Here is a 24,015-nt window from a genome sequence, read left to right as displayed (position 1 = left end):
CGGGGTTTCAGAACAGTTGCCTACTCTAGCGCAGGGCGGCGCCGCGGCCGGTCGCGCGACGGGCCGCGGCGCTCGGCGGGCGCGCCGCCGACGGGAGCGGGTCTCTCGGTCAGACGGTGCCGACGTGGCTGCGGAAGCGCGCGATCGCCGAGAACTCGGCCGCATCGAGGCTCGCACCGCCGACGAGGGCGCCGTCGACGTCCTTCTGCGCCATGAATCCGGCGATGTTGCCCGACTTCACACTGCCGCCGTAGAGGATGCGCGTGCGTGCGCCCGCGTCCTCCCCCAGCTTCTCGACGATCGCCGACCGCAGCGCCGCGCAGACCTGCTGGGCCTGCTCGGGGCTCGCCGCCTGGCCGGAGCCGATCGCCCACACGGGCTCGTAGGCGACCACGATCTCGGCATCGGCGCCCGAGGGGCCGGCGACGATCGCGTCGAGCACGGTCGCCAGCTGGCCCACGGGCACGGCCGCGGGGCCGTGCGCCTCGAGGTCCTCCGCGGTCTCGCCGACGCAGACCACCGGGGTGACGCCGTGCTTCAGCGCGGCGAGCGTCTTCTGCGCGACCACGTCGTCGTCCTCGTGGTGGTACTGCCGGCGCTCGGAGTGCCCGATGATCACGTAGCTGCAGGCGAGCGCCTTCAGGAAGGCGCCCGAGATCTCGCCGGTGTACGCGCCGCTGTCGTGGATCGAGATGTCCTGCGCGCCGTGCACGAGCTCGAGCTTGTCGGCGGCGATGAGCGTCTGCACGCTGCGGAGATCGGTGAAGGGCGGGAACACCGCCACCTCCGCATCACCGACGCTGTGCTTGGCGTCCTTGAGCGACCACGCGAGCTTCTGCACGAAGGCGATCGCCTGCAGGTGGTCGAGGTTCATCTTCCAGTTGCCCGCAATCAGCGGGGTGCGGGCTACGCCCATCCGAGGACCTCCAGTCCGGGAAGCTTCTTGCCCTCGAGGAACTCGAGGCTGGCCCCGCCGCCGGTGGAGACGTGGCCGAAATCGTCGTCGCTGAAGCCCAGCGCCCGCACGGCCGCGGCGGAGTCGCCGCCGCCGACGACGCCGAGCCCCGAGACCTTCGTGAGCGCCTCCGCGACGGCACGGGTGCCGTGGGCGAACGCGGGGAACTCGAACACGCCCATGGGGCCGTTCCAGAACACCGTGGCCGAGCCGGCGACAGCCTCCGCGAAGCGGGCGGCGGTCTCGGGGCCGATGTCGAGCCCGATGCCGGATGCTCCTGCCGGGCCGCTCTCGAGCGCATCCGCGGCGAGCACGACGTGCGGCGCGTCCGCGGCGAAGCGCTCGGCGACGACCACGTCGGTCGGCAGCACGATCTCGACGCCCCGCTCCTCGGCCTCGGCGAGGTAGCCGCGCACCGTGTCGAGCTGGTCCTCCTCGAGGAGGCTCGCGCCGACGGCGTGGCCCTGCGCCTTGAGGAAGGTGAAGAGCATCCCGCCGCCGATGAGCAGACGGTCGACCCGCGGCAGCAGGTGCGCGATCACGCCGAGCTTGTCGGAGACCTTCGAGCCGCCGAGCACGACCGTGTACGGGCGCTCCGGCTTCTCGGTGAGGCGCTCGAGCACGTCCGTCTCGGCGGCGATGAGCGAGCCCGCCGCGCTCGGCACCGTGCTGGCGAGCTCGAAGACGCTCGCCTGCTCGCGGTGCACGACGCCGAAGCCGTCGCTCACGAGCACGTCGCCGAGGGCCGCGAGGCGGTCGGCGAAGGCCTGCCGCTCCTCGGCGCTCTTGCTGGTCTCCCCCGGGTTGAACCGCAGGTTCTCGAGCACGGCGATGCCGCCGTCCTCGAGACCGGCGACCGTTTCCTGCGCGCTGTCGCCGACGGTGTCGCCGGCGAAGGCGACCGGTGCGCCCAGCAGCTCGGAGAGCCGCTGGGCGACCGGCTTGAGGCTGTAGCGCGCATCGGGCGAGCCCTCGGGACGACCGAGGTGCGACACCACGATCACGCGCGCGCCGCGGTGGAGCAGCGCGTTGAGGGTCGGGAGGGACGCGCGGATGCGTCCGTCGTCCGTCACCGCGCCGTCCTTCAGCGGCACGTTGAGGTCGCAGCGCACGATGACGCGACGACCGGCGAGCTCGCCGAGCGAGTCGATGGTCCGGAGGCTCATGGCCCGTCCCCGCGCTTAGAGGCGCTCGGCGACGTACTCGGTGAGGTCGACCAGGCGGTTCGAGTAGCCCCACTCGTTGTCGTACCAGGCCGAGACCTTGACGAGGTTGCCACTCACGTTGGTGAGCTCGGCGTCGAAGATCGACGAGTGCGGGTTCTGCTGGATGTCGCTGGAGACGATCGGGTCCTCGGTGTACTCGAGGAAGCCCTTGAGCCGGCCCTCGGCCGCGGCGGCCTTGTAGGCGGCGTTGATCTGGTCGACCGTGAGGCCGTCGGTCGGCGTGACGATGGTGAGGTCGACGATCGAGCCGGTGGGCACGGGCACCCGGTAGGACGAGCCGCTGAGCTTGCCCTGCAGCTCGGGCAGCACGAGGCCGATGGCCTTCGCGGCACCGGTCGAGGCGGGCACGATGTTGATCGCGGCGCCGCGCGCGCGGCGCAGGTCGGCGTGCGGGCCGTCCTGCAGGTTCTGGTCGGCCGTGTACGCGTGCGCCGTCATCATGAAGCCGCGCTCGATGCCGAAGGCGTCGTTGAAGACCTTGGCGAGCGGCGCGAGGCAGTTGGTGGTGCAGGAGGCGTTGGAGATGATGACGTCGGTCGCGGGGTCGTAGGACTCCTCGTTGACGCCCATGACGATCGTGGCGTCGTCTCCCGAGGCGGGCGCAGAGATGAGGACCTTCTTCGCGCCGCCGGCGATGTGCTTCCTGGCGTCCTCCGCCTTGGTGAAGCGGCCGGTCGACTCGATGACGATGTCGACGCCGAGCTCGCCCCAGGGGAGGTTCGCCGGGTCGCGCTCCTCGAACACGCGGATGCGGCGGCCGTCGACGGTGATCGAGTCGCCGTCGTGCGAGACCTCCTGCGGGAGGACCCCGCCCACCGAGTCGTACTTCAGGAGGTGCGCGAGCGCCGCGTTGTCGCTGAGGTCGTTGACGGCGACGATCTCGAGGTCGCTGCCCTGGGCGAGAGCCGCCCGGAGGTAGTTGCGGCCGATGCGGCCGAATCCGTTGATGCCGACTTTCACGCTCACGGGATCTCCTGTTGCTCTGGCGCTGCACGGCGCCGTGGGGTGGTGGTGGTGGTGGGGTGGTGATGCGGTGCGGGAGACGGCGATGGCCGGGGCCAAGGCCCCGGCCACGACGCCTTTACGACAGTAGCAGTAGGCCGTCCGTCGTCGAGCGGGCCGCCTGGAAGCGGGCGGCGACGTTGCCCCAGTCGACGATGTTCCAGAAGGCCTTGACGTAGTCGGCCTTGACGTTGACGTAGTCGAGATAGAAGGCGTGCTCCCACATGTCGAGCTGCAGCAGCGGCACGGTGGTCTGCGCCGTGTTGGCCTGCTGGTCGAAGAGCTGCTGGATGATCAGGCGGCGCCCGATCGGATCCCACGACAGCACGCCCCAGCCGGAGCCCTGCAGCCCGAGGGACGCGGCCGTGAAGTGCGCCTGGAACTTGTCGAAGGAGCCGAAGAACTCGTCGATCGCCGCAGCGAGCTCGCCCTCGGGCCGGTCGCCGCCCTCGGGCGAGAGGTTCGTCCAGAAGATCGAGTGGTTGACGTGGCCGCCGAGGTGGAAGGCGAGGTCCTTCTCCAGCCGGTTGACGTTGGCGAAGTCGTTCGAGTCGCGCGCCGCCGCGAGCGCGTCGAGCGCGCCGTTCGCACCGGCGACGTAGGCGGCGTGGTGCTTGGAGTGGTGGAGCTCCATGATGCGGGCGCTGATGTGGGGCTCGAGCGCGGCGTAGTCGTAGGGGAGCTCCGGAAGGCTGTAAACGGGCATGCGTGCATTCTCCTCGCGGTTGTGCTGAGGCCGCGTCGAGCGACCCCGCTGACGGCTGTCAGTCTACGGACGGCAACCGCTCAGGCGGCGCGGCTGTTCCCGCTGCACACGCACCTCTCAGCGATGACGGGCTCAGTCGTCCTCGGAGGGAAGGTTGGCGTCGGTGCCGCCGATGCCGAGCTGCTCGGCGCGCTTGTCGGCCATGGCGAGCAGGCGGCGGATGCGCCCCGCCACCGCGTCCTTCGTCATGGGCGGGTCGGCGTGGTGGCCGAGCTCGTCGAGGCTCGCGTCGCGGTGCGCGAGGCGCAGCCGGCCGGCGTACTGCAGGTGCTCGGGCACCTCGTCGCCGAGGATCTCGAGCGCGCGCTCGACGCGCGCGCAGGCGGCGACGGCGGCCTGGGCGGAGCGGCGCAGGTTGGCGTCGTCGAAGTTGACGAGGCGGTTCGCGGTCGCGCGCACCTCGCGGCGCTGCCGCATCTCCTCCCACTCCCCCACCGTGTCGGTGGCGCCCATGAGGCGCAGCATCTGGCTGATCTTCTCGCCGTCGCGGATGACGACGCGGTGCACGCCGCGCACCTCGCGCGCCTTCGCCGGGATGCCCAGCCGACCCGCGGCGCCCACGAGGGCCATCGCGGACTCGTTGCCGGGGCAGGTGATCTCGAGGGCGGCGGAGCGACCGGGGTCGGTCAGCGATCCGTGCGCGAGGAACGCGCCGCGCCACACCGCCGCGAGCTCTTCGCGGGAGCCCGTCGTGAGCCGGTTGGGGAGGCCGCGGACGGGCCGGCGCCGAGCATCCAGGAGGCCCGTCTGCCGGGCGAGCGTCTCGCCGCCGTCGACGACGCGGACGACGTAGGTGGGGGTGCGGCGGATGCCGCTCGCGGACATCATCGCGCCGTCGCTGCGCATGCCGTAGAGCTCGGCGAGGTCGCGGCGCACGCGGTGCGCCGTCGTCGCGGCATCGAGCTCGACCTCGACCGCGACGCGGCCCGAGATGAGGTGCAGACCGCCAGCGAACCGGAGGATCGTCGCCAGCTCGGCGGCGCGCACCGTGGTCTTGGTGACCGCCAGCTGTGCGAGTTCCTCTTTCACATCGGCGGTCAATGCCACGGTCTTCCTCTCGATCGTCGTCGTCGTTCTCTGCGTCGCGCCAGGGCGACAGTCGAGCCTACTCGCGACCGAGGTCGCGATGCTTCACGGTGACCGCGATGCCGGGCAGGGTGCGCACGCGCGCCGCCAGCTGCTCGATCATCGCCACGGAGCGGTGCTTGCCGCCGGTGCAGCCGATCGCGATGGTCGCGTGGCGCTTGTTCTCGCGGGCGTAGCCGGCGAGCACCGGCTGCAGCGCGGCGAAGTAGGCGTCGAGGAAGTCGAGGGCGCCCTCCTGCCCCAGCACGTAATCGCTCACCGCGCCGTCGAGCCCGGTCGAGCTGCGCAGCTCCTCCTGCCAGAACGGGTTCGGCAGGAACCGCGCGTCCGCGATCATGTCGACGTCGGTCGGGGCGCCGTACTTGAAGCCGAAGCTCTCGAGCGTGAGCTTCACGTCGGCCGTCCCGGCCGGGGCGAAGATCTGGCTCACCGTCGTGGCCAGCTGGTGGATGTTGAGCTCGCTCGTGTCGATCACGATGTCGCTGAGCTCGCGCACCTCGAGCATGCGCTCCCGCTCGCGGCCGATGCCGTCGAGGAGCGTGCCGTCGAGCTGCAGCGGGTGCGGGCGGCGCACCTGCTCGAAGCGCCGGACGAGCGCCGCATCGGTCGCCTCGAGGAAGAGCACGCGCACGGTCGCGCGGTCGCGCAGCTCGTCGATGATGAGCGCGAGGTCGGCGAAGAGCTTGCCGCCGCGGACGTCGACGACGGCGGCGATCTTGGGCAGCGCGCTGCCCGGGTGCACGGCGAGGTCGACGAGAGGGCGCAGCATCTGCGGGGGCAGGTTGTCGACGACGTACCAGCCGAGGTCCTCGAGGGCGTTCGCGACCGTCGAGCGACCGGCGCCGGACATCCCGGTGACGATGAGCACGTCGTGCGCGGTCTGGATCATGATCGGGCCTCGTTCGTCGGGGCCTTCAGCCTACCGGGGCCGCCCTGCCGCACCGCCCGGTGCACCTGCTCGGCGGTGATGCGGCCGATGCCGTCGACGGCGACGAGCTCGTCGACCGTCGCGGCCCGCAGGCGCGTCACCGAGCCGAAGTGCGTGAGCAGCTGCTTGACCCGCGCCGGCCCGAGACCCGGGATGCTCGACAACTGGGTCTGGATGTCGGCCGACCGCTTCGTGCGCTGGTAGCGCAGCGCGAACCGGTGCGCCTCGTCGCGCAGTCGCTGCAGCAGGAAGAGGGCGTCGGAGCTGCGCGGCAGGATCACCGGGTAGTCGCTGTCGGGCAGCCAGATCTCCTCCAGCCGCTTCGCGATGCCGCAGACGGCGATGTCGTCGATGCCGGCGTCGGCGAGGGCGCGGGCGGCGGCGGCGACCTGCGGCTGCCCGCCGTCGATGACGAGCAGGCCCGGTCGGTAGTGGAAGGCCTTGCGGGTGCCCGTCGCGACGGGCGCCTCGGCGGCCGCGGCCTCCGAGGCCGCCGTCCCCGCCGCGCCGTCGACCGCCGCGGACTCGGCCGCGGCGACCGCGTCGGCCGCGAGCTCGGTGTCGGCGGGCACCTCGACGCCGGCGGCGCCGGGCCGCAGGTAGGCGAGCCGCCGGCTGAGCACCTGGTACACGGCGTCCGTGTCGTCGCGTGCCGAGGCGATCGAGAACTTCCGGTACTGGTCCTTCTTCGGCAGGCCGTCCTCGAACACGACCATCGAGGCGACCTGGTTGGTGCCGCCGAGGTGCGAGACGTCGAAGCACTCGAGCCGCAGCGGGGCCTCGGCGAGCCCCAGCGCCTCCTGGATGTCGGCGAGGGCCTGCGAGCGCGCGGTGAAGTCGCCGCTGCGCCGGGTCTTGTAGACCTGCAGCGCGTTGCGGGCGTTCGTCGTGACCGTCTCGGCGAGGGTGGCCTTGTCGCCGCGCCGGGCGGTCTTGACCACGACCGATCCACGCTCCCCCGCGGCGCGGCGTCGCTCGCTCAGCACCTGCTGCAGCGCGGCGGCGTCGTCGGGGATCTCGGGCACGATCACCTCGCGCGCGGGGACCACGACCTCGTCGTAGGCGTTCTGCAGCACCTGGTCGACGAGCTCGGGCAGCGCCACGTCGAGCTCGGTGTCGACGACCCAGCCGCGCACGCCGCGGATGCGCCCGCCGCGCACCACGAAGAGCTGCACGGCGGCGGCCAGCTCGTCGTGGGCGATGCCGAAGACGTCGACGTCGACGTCCTCCTGCAGCACGATCGAGCTCTTCGACAGCGCGGTCTCGAGCGCCCCGATCTGGTCGCGCAGGCGGGCGGCGGACTCGTAGTCCATCTCGGCGGCGGCGGCGGTCATCCGCGATCGCAGCTCGCGCACGTGGCTCGCGTCGTTGCCGGCCATGAAGGAGGCGAAGTCGACGGCGATCGACTTGTGGTCGGCCTTGCTGATGCGGTCGACGCAGGGGGCGGCGCACTTGCCGATGTCGCCGAGCAGGCACGGTCGCTTGCGGTCGCGGGCCCGCTTGTACGTCGCGTCGGAGCACGAGCGCATCGGGAAGGCCTTGAGCATGATGTCGACCGTCTCGCGCACCGCCCAGACCTTCGTGTACGGGCCGAAGTAGCGGGCCCCGGGGATGCCGCGGGTGCGGGTCACCATGACCCGCGGCACCGCGTCGCCGAGGGTGATCGCGAGGTACGGGTAGGTCTTGTCGTCGCGGAACTTGACGTTGAACGGCGGCGCGAACTCCTTGATCCAGCCGTACTCGAGCTGCAGGGCCTCGAGCTCGCTGCCGACGACCGTCCACTCGACGCCCCGGGCCGTGGTGACCATCCGCCGGGTGCGCTCGTGCAGCGTGTGCAGCGGCTGGAAGTAGTTGCTGAGGCGCTGCCGCAGGTTCTTCGCCTTGCCGACGTAGAGCACGCGCCCCGCGTCGTCCCGGAACCGGTAGACGCCCGGCTCGGTCGGGATCTCGCCGCGACGGGGCCGCCACGCGTCGCGCGTCTCCTGGGGGGTCATCCCGCCGCCTGCACGGATGCTCAGCCCGCCGCCCGCGATCGTGCCGCGCGCTTCGGCGCGACGCTCCCGGCCGCGGCGCCCTTCGCCTTCTTCGCGGTCGCCGTCGACTTCTTCGCGGCACCGGTCTTGGAGGCGGGCTTCGTCCCCGTCGCGCTCTTCGTCGCTCGTCCACGCGGGCCCGTGACCGGAGCCTCGATCACATCGGTCTCGGGCAGCAGCTCGGCGAGGAACCGCCCGGTGTGGCTGCCCTCGACGCCGGCGAGCTGCTCGGGCGTGCCGGAGGCGAGCACGGAGCCGCCGCCCGAGCCGCCCTCGGGCCCGAGGTCGATGAGCCAGTCGGCGGCGCGGATGACGTCGAGGTTGTGCTCGATCACGACGACCGAGTTGCCCTTGTCGACGAGCCCGCCGAGCACGGCGAGCAGCTTGCGGACGTCCTCGAAGTGCAGACCCGTGGTCGGCTCGTCGAGCACGTAGATGCTGCGGCCGTTCGAGCGCTTCTGCAGCTCGGTGGCGAGCTTGACGCGCTGCGCCTCGCCGCCCGAGAGGGTCGTGGCGCTCTGCCCGAGCCGCACGTAGCCGAGGCCGACCTCGACGAGCGTCTTGAGGAACCGGTGGATGGCGCTGATCGGCTCGAAGAAGTCAGCGGCCTCCTCGATCGGCATGTCGAGCACCTCGGCGATGTTCTTGCCCTTGTAGTGCACCGAGAGCGTGTCGCGGTTGTACCGAGCGCCGCCGCAGACCTCGCACGCGACGTAGACGTCGGGCAGGAAGTTCATCTCGATCTTGATCGTGCCGTCGCCCGCGCAGTTCTCGCAGCGGCCGCCCTTGACGTTGAAGCTGAAGCGGCCCGGCAGGTAGCCGCGCATCTTCGCCTCCTGCGTCTCGGCGAAGAGGGTGCGGATGCGGTCGAACACGCCCGTGTAGGTGGCCGGGTTCGAGCGGGGGGTGCGCCCGATGGGCGCCTGGTCGACGTGGACGACCTTGTCGAGGTGCTCGAGCCCGGTGATGCGGGTGTGCTTGCCGGGGACCTGCCGGGCCCCGTTGAGCTTGTTGGCGAGCACCTTGTAGAGGATGTCGTTGACGAGCGAGCTCTTGCCCGAGCCGCTGACGCCCGTGACGGCGACGAAGACGCCCAGCGGGATGTCGACGGTGACGTCGCGCAGGTTGTTGGCCCGCGCGCCCTCGATCGTCAGCGTGCGGCCGAGGTCGACGGGGCGGCGCCGGACGGTCTCGACGACCTGCCGCCGGCCCGCGAGGTAATCGCCCGTGATCGACTTCTCGTTGGCGAGGAGCCCCTCGTAGCTGCCCGAGTGCACCACCTCGCCGCCGTGCTCGCCCGCTCCGGGGCCGATGTCGACGATCCAGTCGGCGGTGCGGATGGTGTCCTCGTCGTGCTCGACGACGATGAGCGTGTTGCCGAGGTTCTTGAGCTTCACCAGGGTGTCGATGAGGCGTCGGTTGTCGCGCTGGTGCAGACCGATCGAGGGCTCGTCGAGCACGTACAGCACGCCCGTGAGGCCCGAGCCGATCTGCGTCGCGAGGCGGATGCGCTGCGCCTCGCCGCCGGAGAGGGTGCCGGCCGCGCGGGCCATGCTGAGGTAGCCGAGACCGACCTCGAGCAGGAACTCGAGCCGGGCCCGGATCTCGCGCAGCACGGCAGCGGCGATCGTGGCCTCGCGCTCGGTGAGGCGGATGCCCTGCATGAAGTCGTACGCGTTCTGCAGGCTGAGCTCGGCGACCTGAGCGATGCTGTTGCCGTTTACCTGAACCGCGAGCACCTCGGGCTTGAGGCGCGCGCCGTCGCACTCGGGGCAGGGGACCTCGCGCAGGTACTCGGCGAAGCGCTGCTGCGACCAGTCGCTCTCGGCCTCGGCGTACTTGCGCTCGATGTACGGGATGACGCCCTCGAAGCCGGTCGAGTAGGTGACGTCGCGGCCGTAGCGGTTGCGCCACTTGACGCGCACCTCGAAGTCGTTGCCGTGGAGGATGGCGTCCTGCGTGCTCTCCTCCAGGTCGCCCCACGGCGTGTCGAGCGAGAAGCCCAGGTCGCGCGAGAGACCCGCGAGGAGCTTCTGGAAGTAGCTGTAGAGGCCCTTGCCCTGCTGGTTCCACGGCAGGACGACGCCGTCGTTGAGGCTGAGGCTCGGATCACCGATGAGCAGGTCGACGTCGACCGCCATGCGGGTGCCGAGACCCGAGCAGACCGGGCAGGCGCCGAAGGGAGCGTTGAAGGAGAACGTGCGCGGCTCGATCTCGGTGAGCTGCAGCGGGTGCCGGTTGGGGCAGCTGAGCTTCTCGCTGAAGGTGCGCCGGCGATCGGCCGCCTTCTCCTCGCGGTCGACGTAGTCGACGACGACGAGGCCGTCGGTGAGTCGCAGGGCGGTCTCGAGCGAGTCGGTGAGCCGGGTGAGGCCCTCGTCGTTGGCGACGAGGCGGTCGACGACGACGGAGATGTCGTGCTTGACCTGCTTCTTGAGCGCGGGGGGCTCGCTGAGCTGGATCATCTCGCCGTCGACGACCGCGCGCGAGAAGCCGCCCTGCGCGAGCTCGGCGAAGAGGTCGACGAACTCGCCCTTCTTCTGGCTGACGACCGGGGCGAGGATCTGGAAGCGGGTGCCGGTCTCGAGCGTCATGAGCTCGTCGGCGATCTGCTGCACCGTCTGGCGCTGGATGGGCTCGCCGCAGACGGGGCAGTGCGGGATGCCGACCCGCGCCCACAGCAGGCGCATGTAGTCGTAGATCTCGGTGATCGTGCCGACCGTCGATCGCGGGTTGCGGTTGGTCGACTTCTGGTCGATCGAGACGGCGGGGCTCAGGCCCTCGATGAAGTCGACATCGGGGCGGTCGACCTGCCCGAGGAACTGCCGCGCGTACGCCGAGAGGGACTCGACGTACCGGCGCTGGCCCTCGGCGAAGATCGTGTCGAAGGCGAGCGAGCTCTTGCCGGAGCCCGAGAGCCCGGTGAAGACGACGAGCGAATCCCGCGGGATCACCACGTCGACGTCGCGCAGATTGTGGACCCGTGCGCCGCGGACGCTCAGGTGGGAATGGAGGTCGAGAGGGGATGCCGGCACTCGCGTCATTCTAGGTGCGACCCCCGACATTCCCCCGTGGGCGCCCAGCCCGCACGCATCAGCGGACGTGCCCCGCCTCGACCATCTGCCGCAGCTCGCGCTTGAGCTCCTGCACCTCGTCGCGCAGTCGCCCGGCGAGCTCGAACTTCAGCTCCTCCGCCGCCTGCAGCATCTGGGCCGTGAGGTCGGCGACGATCGATTCGAGCTCGGCGGCGCCCTCGGCGGCCTTGCCTTCGCGCCGCAGGCGCGGGGTGGGCGACTTCTTGCCGCCCTGCTGGCGGGCGGCGAGCAGCGCGGCGGTGTCCTCGCCCTCGCGCACGAGCTGATCGGTGATGTCGGCGATCTTCTTGCGCAGCGGCGTCGGGTCGATGCCGTTGGCCCGGTTGTACTCGACCTGGCGCTCGCGGCGTCGCGTGGTCTCCTCGATGGCCTGGGCCATCGAGGGCGTCACGACGTCGGCGTACATGTGCACCTCGCCGGAGACGTTGCGGGCCGCACGGCCGATGGTCTGGATGAGGGAGGTCGAGGAGCGCAGGAAGCCCTCCTTGTCCGCGTCGAGGATGGCCACGAGCGAGACCTCGGGGAGGTCGAGCCCCTCGCGCAGCAGGTTGATGCCGACCAGGACGTCGAAGACGCCCTGCCGCAGCTCGCGCAGCAGCTCGACGCGCCGAAGGGTGTCGACGTCGGAGTGCAGGTACTGCACGCGCACCCCGGCGTCCTGCAGGAAGGCCGTCAGCTCCTCCGCCATCTTCTTCGTGAGCGTCGTGACGAGCACGCGCTCGTCGCGCTCGACGCGCAGCCGCACCTGCTCGAGCAGGTCGTCGATCTGGCCGAGGCTCGGCTTGACGACGATCTGCGGGTCGACGAGGCCGGTGGGGCGGATGATCTGCTCGACGACCGTGTCGGTGATGCCGAGCTCGTACTTGCCGGGCGTCGCCGAGAGGTAGACCTTCTGGCCCGTGCGGTCGAGGAACTCCTCCCACCGCAGCGGCCGGTTGTCGAGCGCGCTCGGCAGGCGGAACCCGTGCTCGACGAGCGTGCGCTTGCGCGAGGCGTCGCCCTCGTACATGGCGCCGATCTGCGGCACCGTCACGTGGCTCTCGTCGATGACGACGAGGAAGTCGTCGGGGAAGTAGTCGAGCAGGCAGTTCGGGGCCTCCCCCGGCTGCCGGCCGTCGATGTGGCGCGAGTAGTTCTCGATGCCGTTGCAGAAGCCGATCTGCTCCATCATCTCGAGGTCGAAGGTGGTGCGCATGCGCAGCCGCTGCGCCTCGAGCAGCTTGCCCTGGCGCTCGAGCTCGGCGAGCCGGGGCTCCAGCTCCTCCCGGATGGTGACCATCGCGCGCTGCATCGTGTCGGGCGAGGCGGCGTAGTGCGTCGCGGGGAAGACCGAGACGGCGTCGAGCTTCTTGACGACGGCGCCCGTCAGGGGGTGCAGGGCGAAGAGCCCCTCGATCTCGTCGCCGAACATCTCGATGCGGATCGCGAGCTCCTCGTAGACGGGGATGATCTCGATCGTGTCGCCGCGCACGCGGAACTTGCCCCGCGAGAAGTCGATGTCGTTGCGCTGGTACTGCATGCCGACGAAGCGACGGATGAGGGTCTCGCGCGAGATCTGCTCCCCCACCTGCAGGGCCACCATCGCCTCGAGGTACTCCTCCGCTGCGCCGAGGCCGTAGATGCACGAGACCGTCGAGACGACGACGACGTCGCGCCGGCTCAGCAGCGAGTTGGTCGTGGAGTGCCGGAGGCGCTCGACCTCGGCGTTCACCGAGCTGTCCTTCTCGATGAAGGTGTCGGTCTGCGGCACGTAGGCCTCGGGCTGGTAGTAGTCGTAGTACGAGACGAAGTACTCGACCGCGTTGTGCGGCATGAGCTCGCGGAACTCGGTGGCGAGCTGCGCCGCGAGGGTCTTGTTGTGCGCGAGCACGAGCGTCGGCCGCTGCACCTGCTCGATGAGCCAGGCGGTCGTGGCCGACTTGCCGGTGCCGGTCGCGCCGAGCAGCACGATGTCGGTCTCACCGGCGTTGATGCGCGCCGTCAGCTCGGCGATCGCCTGCGGCTGGTCACCGCTCGGCGTGTACTCGCTGACGACCTCGAAGGGGCGGACCGAGCGCGTGGGTTGCATGCGACGAGCCTAGGACGCACCACCGACATCCGGCTGGGCGGGCGGTCAGGGGCGCGGGATGCCCGCCGCGCGCTCGGCGACGATCGACTCCCACAGCGCATCCACCTGCTCGATCGTGCGCTCGAGGGTGCCCGAGGCGTCGATGACGTGATCGGCGAGGGCCCGGCGCTCGGCGTCGGGGATCTGGGCGGCGACGCGGGCCTCGGCGGCCGGGCGCTCCATGCCGCGCAGGGCGACGAGGCGCTCGATGCGGGTGGCGGCAGGGGCATCCACCACGATGACGGAGGAGAACTCGCTCGCGGCGCGCACCTCGACGAGCAGCGGCACGTCGTAGATGATGATCGCCGCGGGGTCCTCCGCCTCGATCGCGGCCACGCGACGGGCGTAGGCGTCGCGCACCGCGGGGTGCACGATCGCGTTGAGGGCGAGCCGCTGTCGCCCGTCGCCGAAGACGATCGCGCCGAGGGCCGCCCGGTCGAGCGCGCCGTCGGCGCCGAGCACGCCCGGGCCGAAGCGCTCCACGATGGCCGCGAGCGCGGGAGTGCCGGGCTCCACCGCCTCACGGGCGAGCGCGTCGGCGTCGATGATGCGCGCGCCGTGCTCGGCGAAGCGCGCCGCGACCGCCGACTTGCCCGCGGCGATGCCGCCCGTGAGTCCGATGACGTCCATACGGCCGAGCGTACCGGCCGCTACCATGGCGGCACCGACGACCGGAGGAGGCCCCGTGCTCGAAGTGCTGACCGGGACGGGCCTCGCGGTCGCCGCGGGGCTCAACGCCTACGTGCCGCTGCTCGCCCTCGGCCTCGCCGGCCGGTTCCTCGACGTCGTGCAGCTGCCCGCCGGCTGGGCCTGGCTCGAGAACGAGTGGGTGCTCGGCGTCATCGCGGTGCTGCTCGTCATCGAGCTCGTGGCCGACAAGGTTCCGGTGGTGGACACGATCAACGACTGGCTGCAGACGATCGTGCGCCCGGCATCCGGCGGCATCGTCTTCGGCACCGGCGCGACGAGCGAGACGGCGGCGGTGAGCGACCCCGGGGCCTTCCTCGAATCCGGCGACTGGGTGCCCGTCGTCATCGGCGTCGTCATCGCCCTGCTCGTGCACCTCGCCAAGATGGCGATCCGCCCCGCGGCGAACGCCCTCACGGCCGGGGCCGCCGCGCCGGTGCTCTCCGCCGCGGAGGACGCCGGGGCGCTGCTGCTGAGCGTGCTCGCCCTGGTCATCCCCGTGCTCGTCGTCGTGACGCTCATCGGGGCGGTCGTGATCGTCGTGCTCGCGCTGCGGCGGGCGCGCCGGCGACGGCAGTCGGTCGCCCCGATCTGACGCCGCAGGCCAGCAGATGATCGGCGCGGCCGCACGCGCTCGGCACCCCGGAACGCGGAACGGGCCGCCCTCCGTGAGGAGAGCGGCCCGTTCGCGGTGCTGCGGTGACTAGCTGTTGCTCGAGAGCTTCTCGCGCAGAGCGGCGAGCGACTCGTCGTCGGCGAGCGTTCCGCTGCCGGCGGCGTCCGAGCTGAACGTCGAGCCGCTGGGGAGGTCGAGAGCGGCCTCCTCGGTGAGCGACGCGGCGACCTGCTTCTTGTGCGCCTCGTAGCGGGCCTGGGCGGCAGCGTAGTCCTGCTCCCACTTGGCGCGCTGCTCGTCGAAGCCGTCCTTCCATTCGCCCGACTCGGGGTCGAACCCCTCGGGGTACTTGTAGTTGCCGGCCTCGTCGTACTCGGTCGGCATGCCGTACACCGCGGGGTCGAACTCGGTGCCCTCGGGGTCGACGCCCTCGTTGGCCTGCTTGAGGCTCAGCGAGATGCGACGGCGCTCGAGGTCGATGTCGATGACCTTGACGAACACCTCGTCGCCGACGGCGACGATCTGCTCGGCGAGCTCGACGTGCTTGCCCGACAGCTCCGAGATGTGCACGAGGCCCTCGATGCCGTCCGCCACACGCACGAAGGCGCCGAACGGGACGAGCTTCGTGACCTTGCCCGGGGCGACCTGACCGATCGCGTGCGTGCGGGCGAAGACCTGCCACGGGTCCTCCTGCGTCGCCTTGAGCGACAGCGACACGCGCTCGCGCTCGAGGTCGACCTCGAGGATCTCGACGGTGACCTCCTGGCCCACCTCGACGACCTCGCTGGCGTGCTCGATGTGCTTCCAGCTGAGCTCGGAGACGTGGACGAGACCGTCGACGCCGCCGAGGTCGACGAACGCGCCGAAGTTGACGATCGACGAGACGACGCCCTTGCGGACCTGGCCCTTGGCGAGGTTGTTGAGGAACGTCGTGCGGCTCTCGGACTGCGTCTGCTCGAGCAGGGCGCGGCGCGACAGGACCACGTTGTTGCGGTTCTTGTCGAGCTCCAGGATCTTCGCCTCGAGCTCCTGACCCAGGTACGGGGTGAGGTCGCGCACGCGGCGCAGCTCGATGAGCGAGGCGGGGAGGAAGCCGCGGAGGCCGATGTCGACGATGAGGCCGCCCTTGACGACCTCGATGACCTGACCGGTCACCACGCCGTCGGCGTCCTTGATCTTCTCGACGTCGCCCCATGCGCGCTCGTACTGGGCGCGCTTCTTGGACAGGATGAGGCGGCCTTCCTTGTCCTCCTTCTGGAGGACGAGGGCCTCGACGGTGTCGCCGACGCTGACGACCTCGGTGGGGTCGACGTCGTGCTTGATCGAGAGCTCGCGCGAGGGGATGACGCCCTCGGTCTTGTAGCCGACGTCGAGGAGGACCTCGTCGCGGTCGATCTTCACCACGGTGCCCTCGATGAGGTCGCCGTCGTTGAAGAACTTGAGGGTCTTCTCGACCGCGGCCAGGAAGTCTTCAGCAGAGCCGATGTCGTTGATGGCGATCTGCTTGGGGGCCTTGGTCGTAATGATGGTCATGTAGTAGGTGCTCCGATGCGGACATGGATCGGGCCCGGGGCGACGCATCGCGCGGTGCGGGATGCTGGTGTTGTCGCAGGTGGTGATGCCGCCGTGGTGCTCACGCAGCTGGTGCTGACGCGGTGCTGGCGGTGCCCGGGCAAGCGGACAGGATGAACGTCGAATCGACGACTCCCCAGCCTATCCCGCGCGGTGACCCGGCGGCAAACGCACGGAGGGCCGTTCGCCGGCCGTTCAGCCGGGCGACGGGGCGAGGATGCTCCGCAGAGCCTCCTCGAGGTGCGGGTGCGCGAAGCGGAAGCCGGCGGCCTCGAGCCGCTCCGGCACGACCCAGCGGCTCTTGAGCACGAGCTCGCTCTCGGTGCGGATCGCGATCGAGCCCAGCTCGAGCATCCATCGCGGCATCGCCAGCCCGAACGGCCGGCCCAGGATGCGGCGAAGGTGCGCCATCAGCTCGGCGTTCGTCTCGGGGTTCGGGGCGGCGGCGTTGATCGGGCCGTCGATGTCGGGACGGGTCTCGAGCCACTCGACGATGCGCACGACGTCGTCGAGGTGCACCCAGCTGAAGCGCTGCTGACCGTCGCGGCTGCGCTGCTGGTGCTCGGTACCCACCGCGCGGCGCCGGCGCGACGGGAACCACACGCCGTCGCTCTGCTTTCCCCCGAGGCCGAGCCGGGTGAGCGCGGCGAGCGGCTCGAGGGCGCTGCCCTCGCCGAGCACGATCGGCAGGCGCAGCGCAACACGACGGGTGCCGGGGAGGTCGGCGTCGAAGAGCGCCCCCTCCCAGGCGGTCGCGACCGAGACCGAGAAGCCCCGCCCGATCTCGCCCGTCGACTCGGTCTGCGGGCGGTCCATCGCATGGCGGTAGATCGTCGCGGTGGAGGCGTTGATCCAGAGCGGCGGCGGTGTCGTGGCGCGGGCGATCGCCCGACCGAGCTCGCGGGTGGTCTCGACCCGCGAGCGCAGGATCTCGGCGCGGTTCTCGTCGGAGTACCGGCAGTTGACGCTCTTGCCGGCGAGGTTGACGAGCACGTCAGCGCCGTCGAGCAGCGCGGCGATCGATGCCGTCTCACCCCAGCTCACGGGCTCGCGGCGCCCGATGCGGTCGACGCGCCATCCCCGCGCTCGGTAGGCCTGCTCGAGCCGCGCGCCGATGAAGCCGGAGGCCCCGGCGATGACGACGCGGCCCGCGGGGGCGGTGTCGTCGTCGTCGTCGGGGCGCTCCGGGGCGGTCATCCGAGCAGGGCCGTCTTGAGCGTGTCGAGGCCGACGCCACCGAGGTCGAGCGCCTTCTTGTGGAACGCCTTGTTCGAGAACGTCGCGCCCTCGCGGGCCTTGTACTCGTCGCGGATCTGCTCCCAGATGCGCTGCCCGACCTTGTACGAGGGCGCCTGGCCCGGCCAGCCGAGGTAGCGGTTCACCTCGAACTGCACGAAGCCGTCGTTCATGTTGACGTTGCTGCGCATGAACGCGAACGCGTCGTCGCTCGTCCAGGCGCGGCCGGTGGTGGGATGCTCCTTGCCGAGGTGCACGCCGATGTCGAGCACCACGCGCGCGGCGCGCATGCGCTGCCCGTCGAGCATGCCGAGGCGGTCGGCCGGGTCGTCGAGGTAGCCCAGCTCCTCCATGAGGCGCTCGGCGTAGAGCGCCCAGCCCTCGGCGTGGCCGCTCGTGCCGGCGAGCAGACGGCGCCACGAGTTGAGCTGCCCCCGGTTGTAGACGGCCTGGCCGATCTGCAGGTGGTGGCCCGGAACACCCTCGTGGTAGACCGTCGTCGTCTCGCGCCAGGTGTCGAAGGAGTCGACGCCCTCGGGGATCGACCACCACATGCGGCCGGGCCGCGAGAAGTCGTCGGTGGGGCCGGTGTAGTAGATGGCGCCGCCCGGGGTGGGGGCGATCATGCACTCGAGCGCCTTGACGGGCTCGGGGATGTCGAAGTGGGTGCGCGAGAGCTCGTCGACGGCGGTGTCGCTCAGCTGCTGCATCCAGGCCTTGAGGGCGTCGCGGCCGTGCAGCTTGCGGGACTCGTCCTTCTCCAGGTGCGCGATGGCCTCCTCGACGCTCGCGCCGGGCAGGATCTCGTCGGCGATGCGCGTCTGCTCCTCGACCATGCGCGCGAGCTCCTCCTTGCCCCACTCGTAGGTCTCGTCGAGGTCGATCGTGGCGCCGAGGAAGCGGCGCGACATGAGGCCGTACAGCTCGCGCCCGACCGCGTCGTCCTGGCGGGCGGCGGGGGCGAGCTCGCCCTCGAGGACGTCGCCGAAGCGGCCGTAGGCGTCGGCGGCCCGCTCCGCGGCGGCCGCGAGATCGGCCTTCAGGCTCTCGGGGACCTCGGCGCCGCTCGTGAACTCGGCGAAGAAGCCGTCGCGGGCGGCGTTGGTGCGCACCTGCCCGAGCACCTCGCGCACCTGGCGCACGGCGGGGGTGTTGCCGTTCGCGATGCCCTCGCGCAGGGTCTCGGCGTAGCCCTCGAGGGCGCCGCTGACGCGGTCGAGGCGCCGGGCGATCACGGCCCAGTCGTCCTCCGTGGCGGTCGGCATGAGGTCGTAGATCTCGCGGATGCCCTGCGCGGGCGAGGCGAGCACGTTGATGTCGCGCGCCGCCCAGCCGGCCTCCTCGAGCTCGATGTCGAGCCGCAGCTCGGCGGAGAGGTCGGTGATGGTGACGCGGTCGGTGTCGTCGACGGGGGTGGCGGCGTCGAGCTGGGCGAGGGTGCGCTTCGCGGCGCCCATGAGCTCGGCGCGGCCCGTCGGCGAGTAGTCGCTGTACTCGTCGAGCTTCTCGGAGCCGCCGATGTAGGTGGCGAGCTCGGGGCTCAGGGCGGAGAGGGTCTGCACCCACTGCTCGGCGATGCGGTCAACGGGGGTCGGCGTACGGCCGGCAGCGGTGTCAGACATGCGAAGGATCCTAGTGCGCGGCCTCGTCCCAGTCCTTGCCCACTCCCACCTGCACCTCGAGCGGCACGCGCAGCTCGGCCGCGCCGCCCATGCGGGCGCGCACGATCTCCTCCAGGGCCTCGCGCTCCCCCGCGGCCACCTCGAAGACGAGCTCGTCGTGCACCTGCAGGAGCATCCGCGAGGTCATCGACCGCTCGCGCATGTCGGCGTCGACGCCGATCATCGCGATCTTCATGATGTCGGCCGCGGTGCCCTGGATGGGTGCGTTGAGGGCGGCGCGCTCGGCGTTCTCGCGCAGCACGCGGTTCGGCGAGCTGAGGTCGGCGAAGGGGCGGCGGCGGCCGAAGATCGTCTCGGTGTAGCCGTCCTCCTTCGCCTGCACGACGACCCCGCGCAGGTACTCGCGCACGGCGCCGAAGCGGGCGAAGTAGTCGCTCATGAGCTGCTTCGCCTCGGCGGACTCGATGCGCAGCTGCTTGCTGAGACCGAAGGCGCTCAGGCCGTAGGCGAGCCCGTAGCTCATCGCCTTGACCTTCGTGCGCATGAGCGCCGTGACCTCCTCCGGCGGCACGCCGAAGATGCGCGCGCCGACGAAGCGGTGCAGGTCCTCGCCGATCGTGAAGGCCTCGATGAGGCCCTCGTCGCCGGAGAGGTGCGCCATGATGCGCATCTCGATCTGCGAGTAGTCGGCGGTCAGCAGCCCCTCGAAGCCCTCCCCCGCGACGAAGGCGGCCCGGATGCGGTGGCCGACCTCGGTGCGCACGGGGATGTTCTGCAGGTTCGGATCGGTCGACGAGATGCGCCCCGTCGTCGTGCCCGTCTGGTCGTAGGTGGTGTGGATGCGGCCGTCCTCGGCCGTCGCCTTCTCGAGGCTCTCGATGATCTGGCGCAGCTTCGTCGCGTCGCGGTGCTGCAGCAGCAGGCCGAGGAAGGGGTGCGGGTGCTTCTCCTGCAGGTCGGCGAGCGAGGCGGCGTCGGTCGAGTAGCCGGTCTTCGTCGCGCGGGTCTTCGGCATGCCGAGCTCGTCGAAGAGCACCTGCTGCAGCTGCTTCGGCGAGCCGAGGTTGACCTCGCGGCCGATCTCGCCGTACGCCTTCTCGGCGAGCTCGCCCGCGGTCGTGCCGAGCTCGGCGTTGAGCGCGGTGAGGGCGGGCCGGTCGACGGCGACGCCCGTGCGCTCCATGCGGGCGATCACGGGGGTGACCGGCAGCTCGATGGTGGTGAGCACGCGGGTGCTGCTCTCGGCGAGGCGCTCGCGCTGGGCGGCGACGACGCGGCCGAGGAACCAGGCGCCCGTGGCCGGCGGCGTGCCCGCGGTGTCGGGCACGAGCTGGTTCGGGTCGGACTCGGGAAGGCTCTCGCCGAGCGCCGCGCTCACGAGCTCTGCGAGGGACTGGGGCTTCGAGCCCGGCCGTTCGAGCCAGGCGGCGAGGGCGGCATCCCACACGACGCCTTCCAGGCGCAGGCCGTGATCGGCGAGGATGCCCGCCGCGCGCTTCGCGTCGACGACGAGCTTCGGCGCCGCGGCGTCGCCGAGCCACTCCTCCAGCGCCGCGTAGTCGGGCCGCCCGGCGGCCCAGTTGACGTGCACCGTGGGACTGGAGGCGGCGGCGAGGCCGAAGCCCTCGAGGTGCCCGAGCGGGGCATCCACCACCAGCGCGATCGGATCGCCGGCGGCGACCGCGGCGCGCAGCCACGCCGCGAGCTCCTCGTCGACGAGGGTGGCGATGGGCGGGGCGTCGGCCGCGGGCCCGGCGGCGTCGCCCTCGGAGGACATGTCCGCGCCCTCGGCCGCGGCGATCTTCAGCACGCGCTCGGTGAGCGTGCGGAACTGCAGGCGCTCGAAGACGCTCTTCACGGCGGGGACGTCCATCGGGCCGCGCTCGAGGTCGTCGGGGCCGACCGGCAGCTCGACGTCGGTGAGCAGGCGGTTGAGGCGGCGGTTGCGCTCGGCCCGTTCGCGCTGCTCGCGCAGGTTGTTGCCGACCACGCCGCCGATCTCGTCGGCGTGCGCGAGCAGGTTCTCGAGCGAGCCGTACTGCGTGATCCACTTCACGGCGGTCTTCTCGCCGACCTTGTCGATGCCGATGAGGTTGTCGCTCGTCTCGCCGACGAGCGCCGCGATCTCGGGGTACTGCTCGGGGGCGATGCCGTAGCGCTCGCGCACCGTCTCGGGGTCGTAGCGCTTGAGCTCGCTCACGCCGCGCGCGTTCGGGTAGAGCAGGGTCACGTTCTCGTTGACGAGCTGGATGGCGTCGCGGTCGCCCGAGACGACGAGCACGTGGTAGCCCTTCTCCGCGCCCTGGAGGGCGAGCGTGGCGAGGATGTCGTCGGCCTCGTAGTCCTCCTTCGTGATCGTCGTCACGTTCATCGCGGCGAGGGCCTCCTGCAGGAGGGGGACCTGCCCCACGAACTCCGCCGGCGTCTCGGCGCGCGTGCCCTTGTACTCGGGGTACTCGCGGGTGCGGAAGGAGTAGCGCGAGATGTCGAAGGCGACGGCGACGTGCGTGGGCTTCTCCTTCGCGAGGAGGCCGAGGAACATCGAGATGAAGCCGTGGATGGCGTTCGTGTGCTGCCCGTCGTGGGTGACGAAGCTGTCGACCGGCAGGGCGTAGAACGCCCGGAAGGCCAGCGAATGGCCGTCGACGATGAGCAGAGTAGGCTTCCCGGAGTCGGTCACGCCGCCAGCCTACTGCCGTGCTCCGACACCGCGCCGGGCGCCCGGCGGCCCTCCCGACACCCCTCGAAGGACCTCGCGATGACGCTGTTCCCCGCCGACCTCGACCCCGAGCTCTACGAGCGCCTCATCACCTCCGGCGGGGGCGCGCTCACCCGCAAGATGGGGATCGAGTTCAGCGAGCTGGGCGCCGAGCGATCGGTCGCGAGGATGCCCGTCGAGGGCAACACGCAGGTGATCGGTCTGCTGCACGGGGGCGCCCACGTCGTGCTCGGCGAGAGCCTCGGCTCGATCTCCTCCGCCATCCACGCCGGAGCGGGGCGCTACGCCGTCGGCATCGAGATCAACGCCACCCACTCCCGCTCGGTCACCGAGGGCTGGGTGACGGGCACCTGCACGGCGCTCGTGCTCGGTCGCACGCTCGCCACGCACGAGATCGTCATCACCGACGGGGAGGGCCGCCGGCTCTCGACCGTGCGCATGACCAACATGCTGCGCGACCGCTGACCGGTTCTGCGCGCTGCGCTCCGGAGACCGGAGCGGGGCCTACTCGGCCGCGTCGTCCTCGGCGGCCGCGGCCTTGCGCGGCTCCTTCTTCGGGGCGAGCTGGTCGATGATCGCGTGCGCGACGGCCTGCATGGTGGTGCGGCGGTCCATCGATGCCTTCTGGATCCAGCGGAACGCCTCGGGCTCGGTGAGGCCCATGCGCTCGTTGAGCAGGCCCTTCGCGCGGTCGACGAGCTTGCGGGTCTCGAAGCGCTCGACGAGGTCGGCGACCTCGGCTTCGAGCGTGAGGATCTGCTGGTACCGGCTGAGGGCGATCTCGATCGCGGGCAGCAGGTCGTTCGGGGTGAACGGCTTGACGACGTAGGCCAGCGCGCCGGCCTCGCTCGCCTGCTCGACGAGCTCCTTCTGCGAGAAGGCGGTCAGCAGCACCACGGGGGCGATGTGGTTCTCGCTCAGGCGCTTCGCCGCCTCGATGCCGTCGAGCTGGGGCATGCGGATGTCCATGACGACCAGGTCGGGGCGCAGCTCGGTGGCGAGGGCGACGGCCGTCTCGCCGTCACCGGCCTCGCCGACGACGTCGAAGCCGTTGTCGCGCAGGATCTCGACGATGTCCATGCGGATCAACGACTCGTCCTCGGCGACGACGACACGACGGGGGGCGACGGTGCTCTGTTCCTGGTCACTCACGGTTGTAGAGCCTACGGTATCGTCGACCTGCCGCCCCCTCGCGGGCTGCGCCGACTTGGCGGAATGGCAGACGCGGCGCACTCAAAATGCGCTGTCCGAGAGGGCGTGTGGGTTCGAGTCCCACAGTCGGTACGTCACTGATCGGGATGCTCGGCACCCGGTTCTTCCCCTCCCCCACCTGTGCGCGGGCTGTCAAGCCCCCTGCGGCCGCGCGGAGAGTGCGCTTCGATGGGCTCCGACTATTGGAGGTCACCATGAGCACTCCCGACGACCGCGAGCGCATGCCGCGCACCCCTCCCGCCGATCGCGACGACGCCGCCCGCACCGAGCGGCTCGATCGCGCCGATCACGCGGACCGTGCCGATCACGCCGACCGCGTCGACCCCGTCGACGACGCCTCACGGCGCGATCACGGCGATCACGGCGACCACGCCGCCCCGACCCGGGCCGTCCCGGCCGCGGCCGCCGCGACCGGCGCTTCCGTCGACGACCGCGCCCGGCACGCCGACCCCGTGACGGACGACCCCCGCGCCGTGCAGCGCGAGGTCATCGCGCGCGAGAAGGCGGCCTTCGGCGGCATCCAGTGGGGCTCGGCGTTCTTCGGCTGGCTGACCTCGATCGGCACCGCGGTGCTGCTCACCGCGCTCGTCGCCGGCACCGGCACCGCGCTCGGCCTCGCCACCGACACGACCCCCGACGAGGCGCTCGACGGCGCCGCGCAGAGCGTCGACACCGTCGGCATCATCGGCGCCGTGCTGCTCGCGGTCATCGTGTTCGTCGCCTACTACGCCGGCGGCTACGTCGCCGGCCGCATGGCGCGTCTCAGCGGCGCCAAGCAGGGCGTCGCCGTGTGGGTCTGGGCGCTCGTCATCGCCGTCGTCGTCGCCATCATCGGCGCGCTCGGCGGCGCCGACCTCAACGTGCTCGCCAACGTCAACGGGTTCCCCCGCCTGCCGATCGGCGAGGGCGAGCTGACGACCATCGGCATCATCACCGCCGTCGTCGCGCTGCTCGTCAGCCTGCTCGGCGCCGTCGTCGGCGGGCTCGCCGGCATGCGGTTCCACCGCAAGGTGGACCGGGCGGGCCTCGGGCTCGACCCGCGCTGACCCTCGGCCGGGGCGCAGCCCCGGCACGTCGAACGGCCCGGCACCCGCGTGAGCGGGGGCCGGGCCGTTCGCATCTCGTCGCCTCATCGAGGCCGGGATCGAGGCGT

General features: G+C 71.3%; 18 protein-coding genes and 1 tRNA gene. 4 read left to right on the top strand and 15 right to left on the bottom strand.

The genetic code is table 11. The annotated features are described in order from the left end of the window. Positions 1–109: 109 nt before the first annotated feature. From tpiA to coaE, 10 genes are all read right to left on the bottom strand, one after another. The gene (tpiA, locus tag HGB54_RS06870) at positions 110–916 is read right to left on the bottom strand and encodes a triose-phosphate isomerase (RefSeq protein WP_168915778.1); all 807 of its coding nucleotides are present in this window, start codon (positions 914–916) and stop codon (positions 110–112) included. Continuing rightward, on the bottom strand, positions 907–2,121 hold the full coding sequence (locus HGB54_RS06865; RefSeq protein ID WP_168915777.1) for a phosphoglycerate kinase: 1,215 nt from the start codon (positions 2,119–2,121) through the stop codon (positions 907–909). Before HGB54_RS06865 ends, tpiA begins: the two co-directional genes overlap by 10 nt. A gap of 15 nt (positions 2,122–2,136) precedes the next feature. Next, entirely contained in the window at positions 2,137–3,147 is a 1,011-nt protein-coding gene (gap, locus tag HGB54_RS06860) for a type I glyceraldehyde-3-phosphate dehydrogenase (RefSeq protein ID WP_168915776.1), read from the bottom strand. A 115-nt stretch (positions 3,148–3,262) separates the two neighbouring features. Continuing rightward, entirely contained in the window at positions 3,263–3,889 is a 627-nt protein-coding gene (locus HGB54_RS06855) for a superoxide dismutase (RefSeq protein ID WP_168915775.1), read from the bottom strand. A gap of 132 nt (positions 3,890–4,021) precedes the next feature. Beyond that, positions 4,022–4,996 (bottom strand): DNA-binding protein WhiA, encoded by a 975-nt coding sequence (whiA, locus tag HGB54_RS06850; RefSeq protein WP_168915774.1) that lies wholly within the window; start codon positions 4,994–4,996, stop codon positions 4,022–4,024. Between the two features lie 58 nt (positions 4,997–5,054). Beyond that, on the bottom strand, positions 5,055–5,924 hold the full coding sequence (rapZ, locus tag HGB54_RS06845) for an RNase adapter RapZ (RefSeq protein WP_168915773.1): 870 nt from the start codon (positions 5,922–5,924) through the stop codon (positions 5,055–5,057). After that, on the bottom strand, positions 5,921–7,957 hold the full coding sequence (uvrC, locus tag HGB54_RS06840; protein WP_168915772.1) for an excinuclease ABC subunit UvrC: 2,037 nt from the start codon (positions 7,955–7,957) through the stop codon (positions 5,921–5,923). Before uvrC ends, rapZ begins: the two co-directional genes overlap by 4 nt. A 20-nt stretch (positions 7,958–7,977) precedes the next feature. Continuing rightward, the gene (gene uvrA / locus HGB54_RS06835; protein ID WP_168915771.1) at positions 7,978–11,040 is read right to left on the bottom strand and encodes an excinuclease ABC subunit UvrA; all 3,063 of its coding nucleotides are present in this window, start codon (positions 11,038–11,040) and stop codon (positions 7,978–7,980) included. A gap of 49 nt (positions 11,041–11,089) precedes the next feature. Then, complete coding sequence (uvrB, locus tag HGB54_RS06830) at positions 11,090–13,159, bottom strand: excinuclease ABC subunit UvrB (protein ID WP_168915770.1); 2,070 nt, start codon at positions 13,157–13,159, stop codon at positions 11,090–11,092. 45 nt (positions 13,160–13,204) lie between these two features. After that, positions 13,205–13,828 carry a dephospho-CoA kinase gene (gene coaE / locus HGB54_RS06825; RefSeq protein ID WP_168915769.1) on the bottom strand — a complete coding sequence of 208 codons (624 nt, stop codon included), beginning with the start codon at positions 13,826–13,828 and terminating at the stop codon, positions 13,205–13,207. A 55-nt stretch (positions 13,829–13,883) separates the two neighbouring features. On the opposite strand from coaE, the gene HGB54_RS06820 reads away from it, so the two are divergent. Next, the gene (locus HGB54_RS06820) at positions 13,884–14,480 is read left to right on the top strand and encodes a DUF4126 domain-containing protein (RefSeq protein WP_228545718.1); all 597 of its coding nucleotides are present in this window, start codon (positions 13,884–13,886) and stop codon (positions 14,478–14,480) included. 108 nt (positions 14,481–14,588) lie between these two features. Here HGB54_RS06820 and rpsA read toward each other — a convergent pair whose 3' ends face one another. The 4 genes from rpsA to polA form a co-directional block, all read right to left on the bottom strand. After that, positions 14,589–16,034 carry a 30S ribosomal protein S1 gene (gene rpsA / locus HGB54_RS06815; protein ID WP_168915767.1) on the bottom strand — a complete coding sequence of 482 codons (1,446 nt, stop codon included), beginning with the start codon at positions 16,032–16,034 and terminating at the stop codon, positions 14,589–14,591. 234 nt (positions 16,035–16,268) lie between these two features. Continuing rightward, positions 16,269–17,270: an epimerase gene (locus tag HGB54_RS06810; RefSeq protein WP_168915766.1), complete on the bottom strand. Its 1,002-nt coding sequence runs from the start codon at positions 17,268–17,270 to the stop codon at positions 16,269–16,271. After that, the gene (locus HGB54_RS06805) at positions 17,267–18,931 is read right to left on the bottom strand and encodes a DUF885 domain-containing protein (RefSeq protein WP_168915765.1); all 1,665 of its coding nucleotides are present in this window, start codon (positions 18,929–18,931) and stop codon (positions 17,267–17,269) included. Before HGB54_RS06805 ends, HGB54_RS06810 begins: the two co-directional genes overlap by 4 nt. A gap of 10 nt (positions 18,932–18,941) precedes the next feature. Continuing rightward, positions 18,942–21,611 (bottom strand): DNA polymerase I, encoded by a 2,670-nt coding sequence (gene polA / locus HGB54_RS06800; protein WP_168915764.1) that lies wholly within the window; start codon positions 21,609–21,611, stop codon positions 18,942–18,944. Positions 21,612–21,689: 78 nt separating this feature from the next. Between polA and HGB54_RS06795 the strand changes: the two genes are divergently transcribed. Then, complete coding sequence (locus HGB54_RS06795) at positions 21,690–22,115, top strand: hotdog fold thioesterase (protein WP_228545717.1); 426 nt, start codon at positions 21,690–21,692, stop codon at positions 22,113–22,115. A 39-nt stretch (positions 22,116–22,154) separates the two neighbouring features. Here HGB54_RS06795 and HGB54_RS06790 read toward each other — a convergent pair whose 3' ends face one another. Further along, complete coding sequence (locus tag HGB54_RS06790; protein ID WP_168915762.1) at positions 22,155–22,802, bottom strand: ANTAR domain-containing response regulator; 648 nt, start codon at positions 22,800–22,802, stop codon at positions 22,155–22,157. A 49-nt stretch (positions 22,803–22,851) separates the two neighbouring features. Between HGB54_RS06790 and HGB54_RS06785 the strand changes: the two genes are divergently transcribed. Both HGB54_RS06785 and HGB54_RS06780 read left to right on the top strand, forming a co-directional pair. Continuing rightward, positions 22,852–22,934: transfer RNA gene (locus HGB54_RS06785), tRNA-Leu, on the top strand. A 122-nt stretch (positions 22,935–23,056) separates the two neighbouring features. Continuing rightward, positions 23,057–23,908, top strand: coding sequence for a hypothetical protein (locus HGB54_RS06780; protein ID WP_168915761.1), 852 nt, complete (start codon positions 23,057–23,059; stop codon positions 23,906–23,908). Positions 23,909–24,015 lie beyond the last annotated feature (107 nt).

It is taken from the genome of Microcella flavibacter (genome assembly GCF_012530535.1).
GTDB lineage: Bacteria > Actinomycetota > Actinomycetes > Actinomycetales > Microbacteriaceae > Microcella > Microcella flavibacter.
The sequence above is the reverse complement of the archived record's forward strand: the minus strand, read 5'-3'. Positions and strand labels throughout refer to the sequence as shown.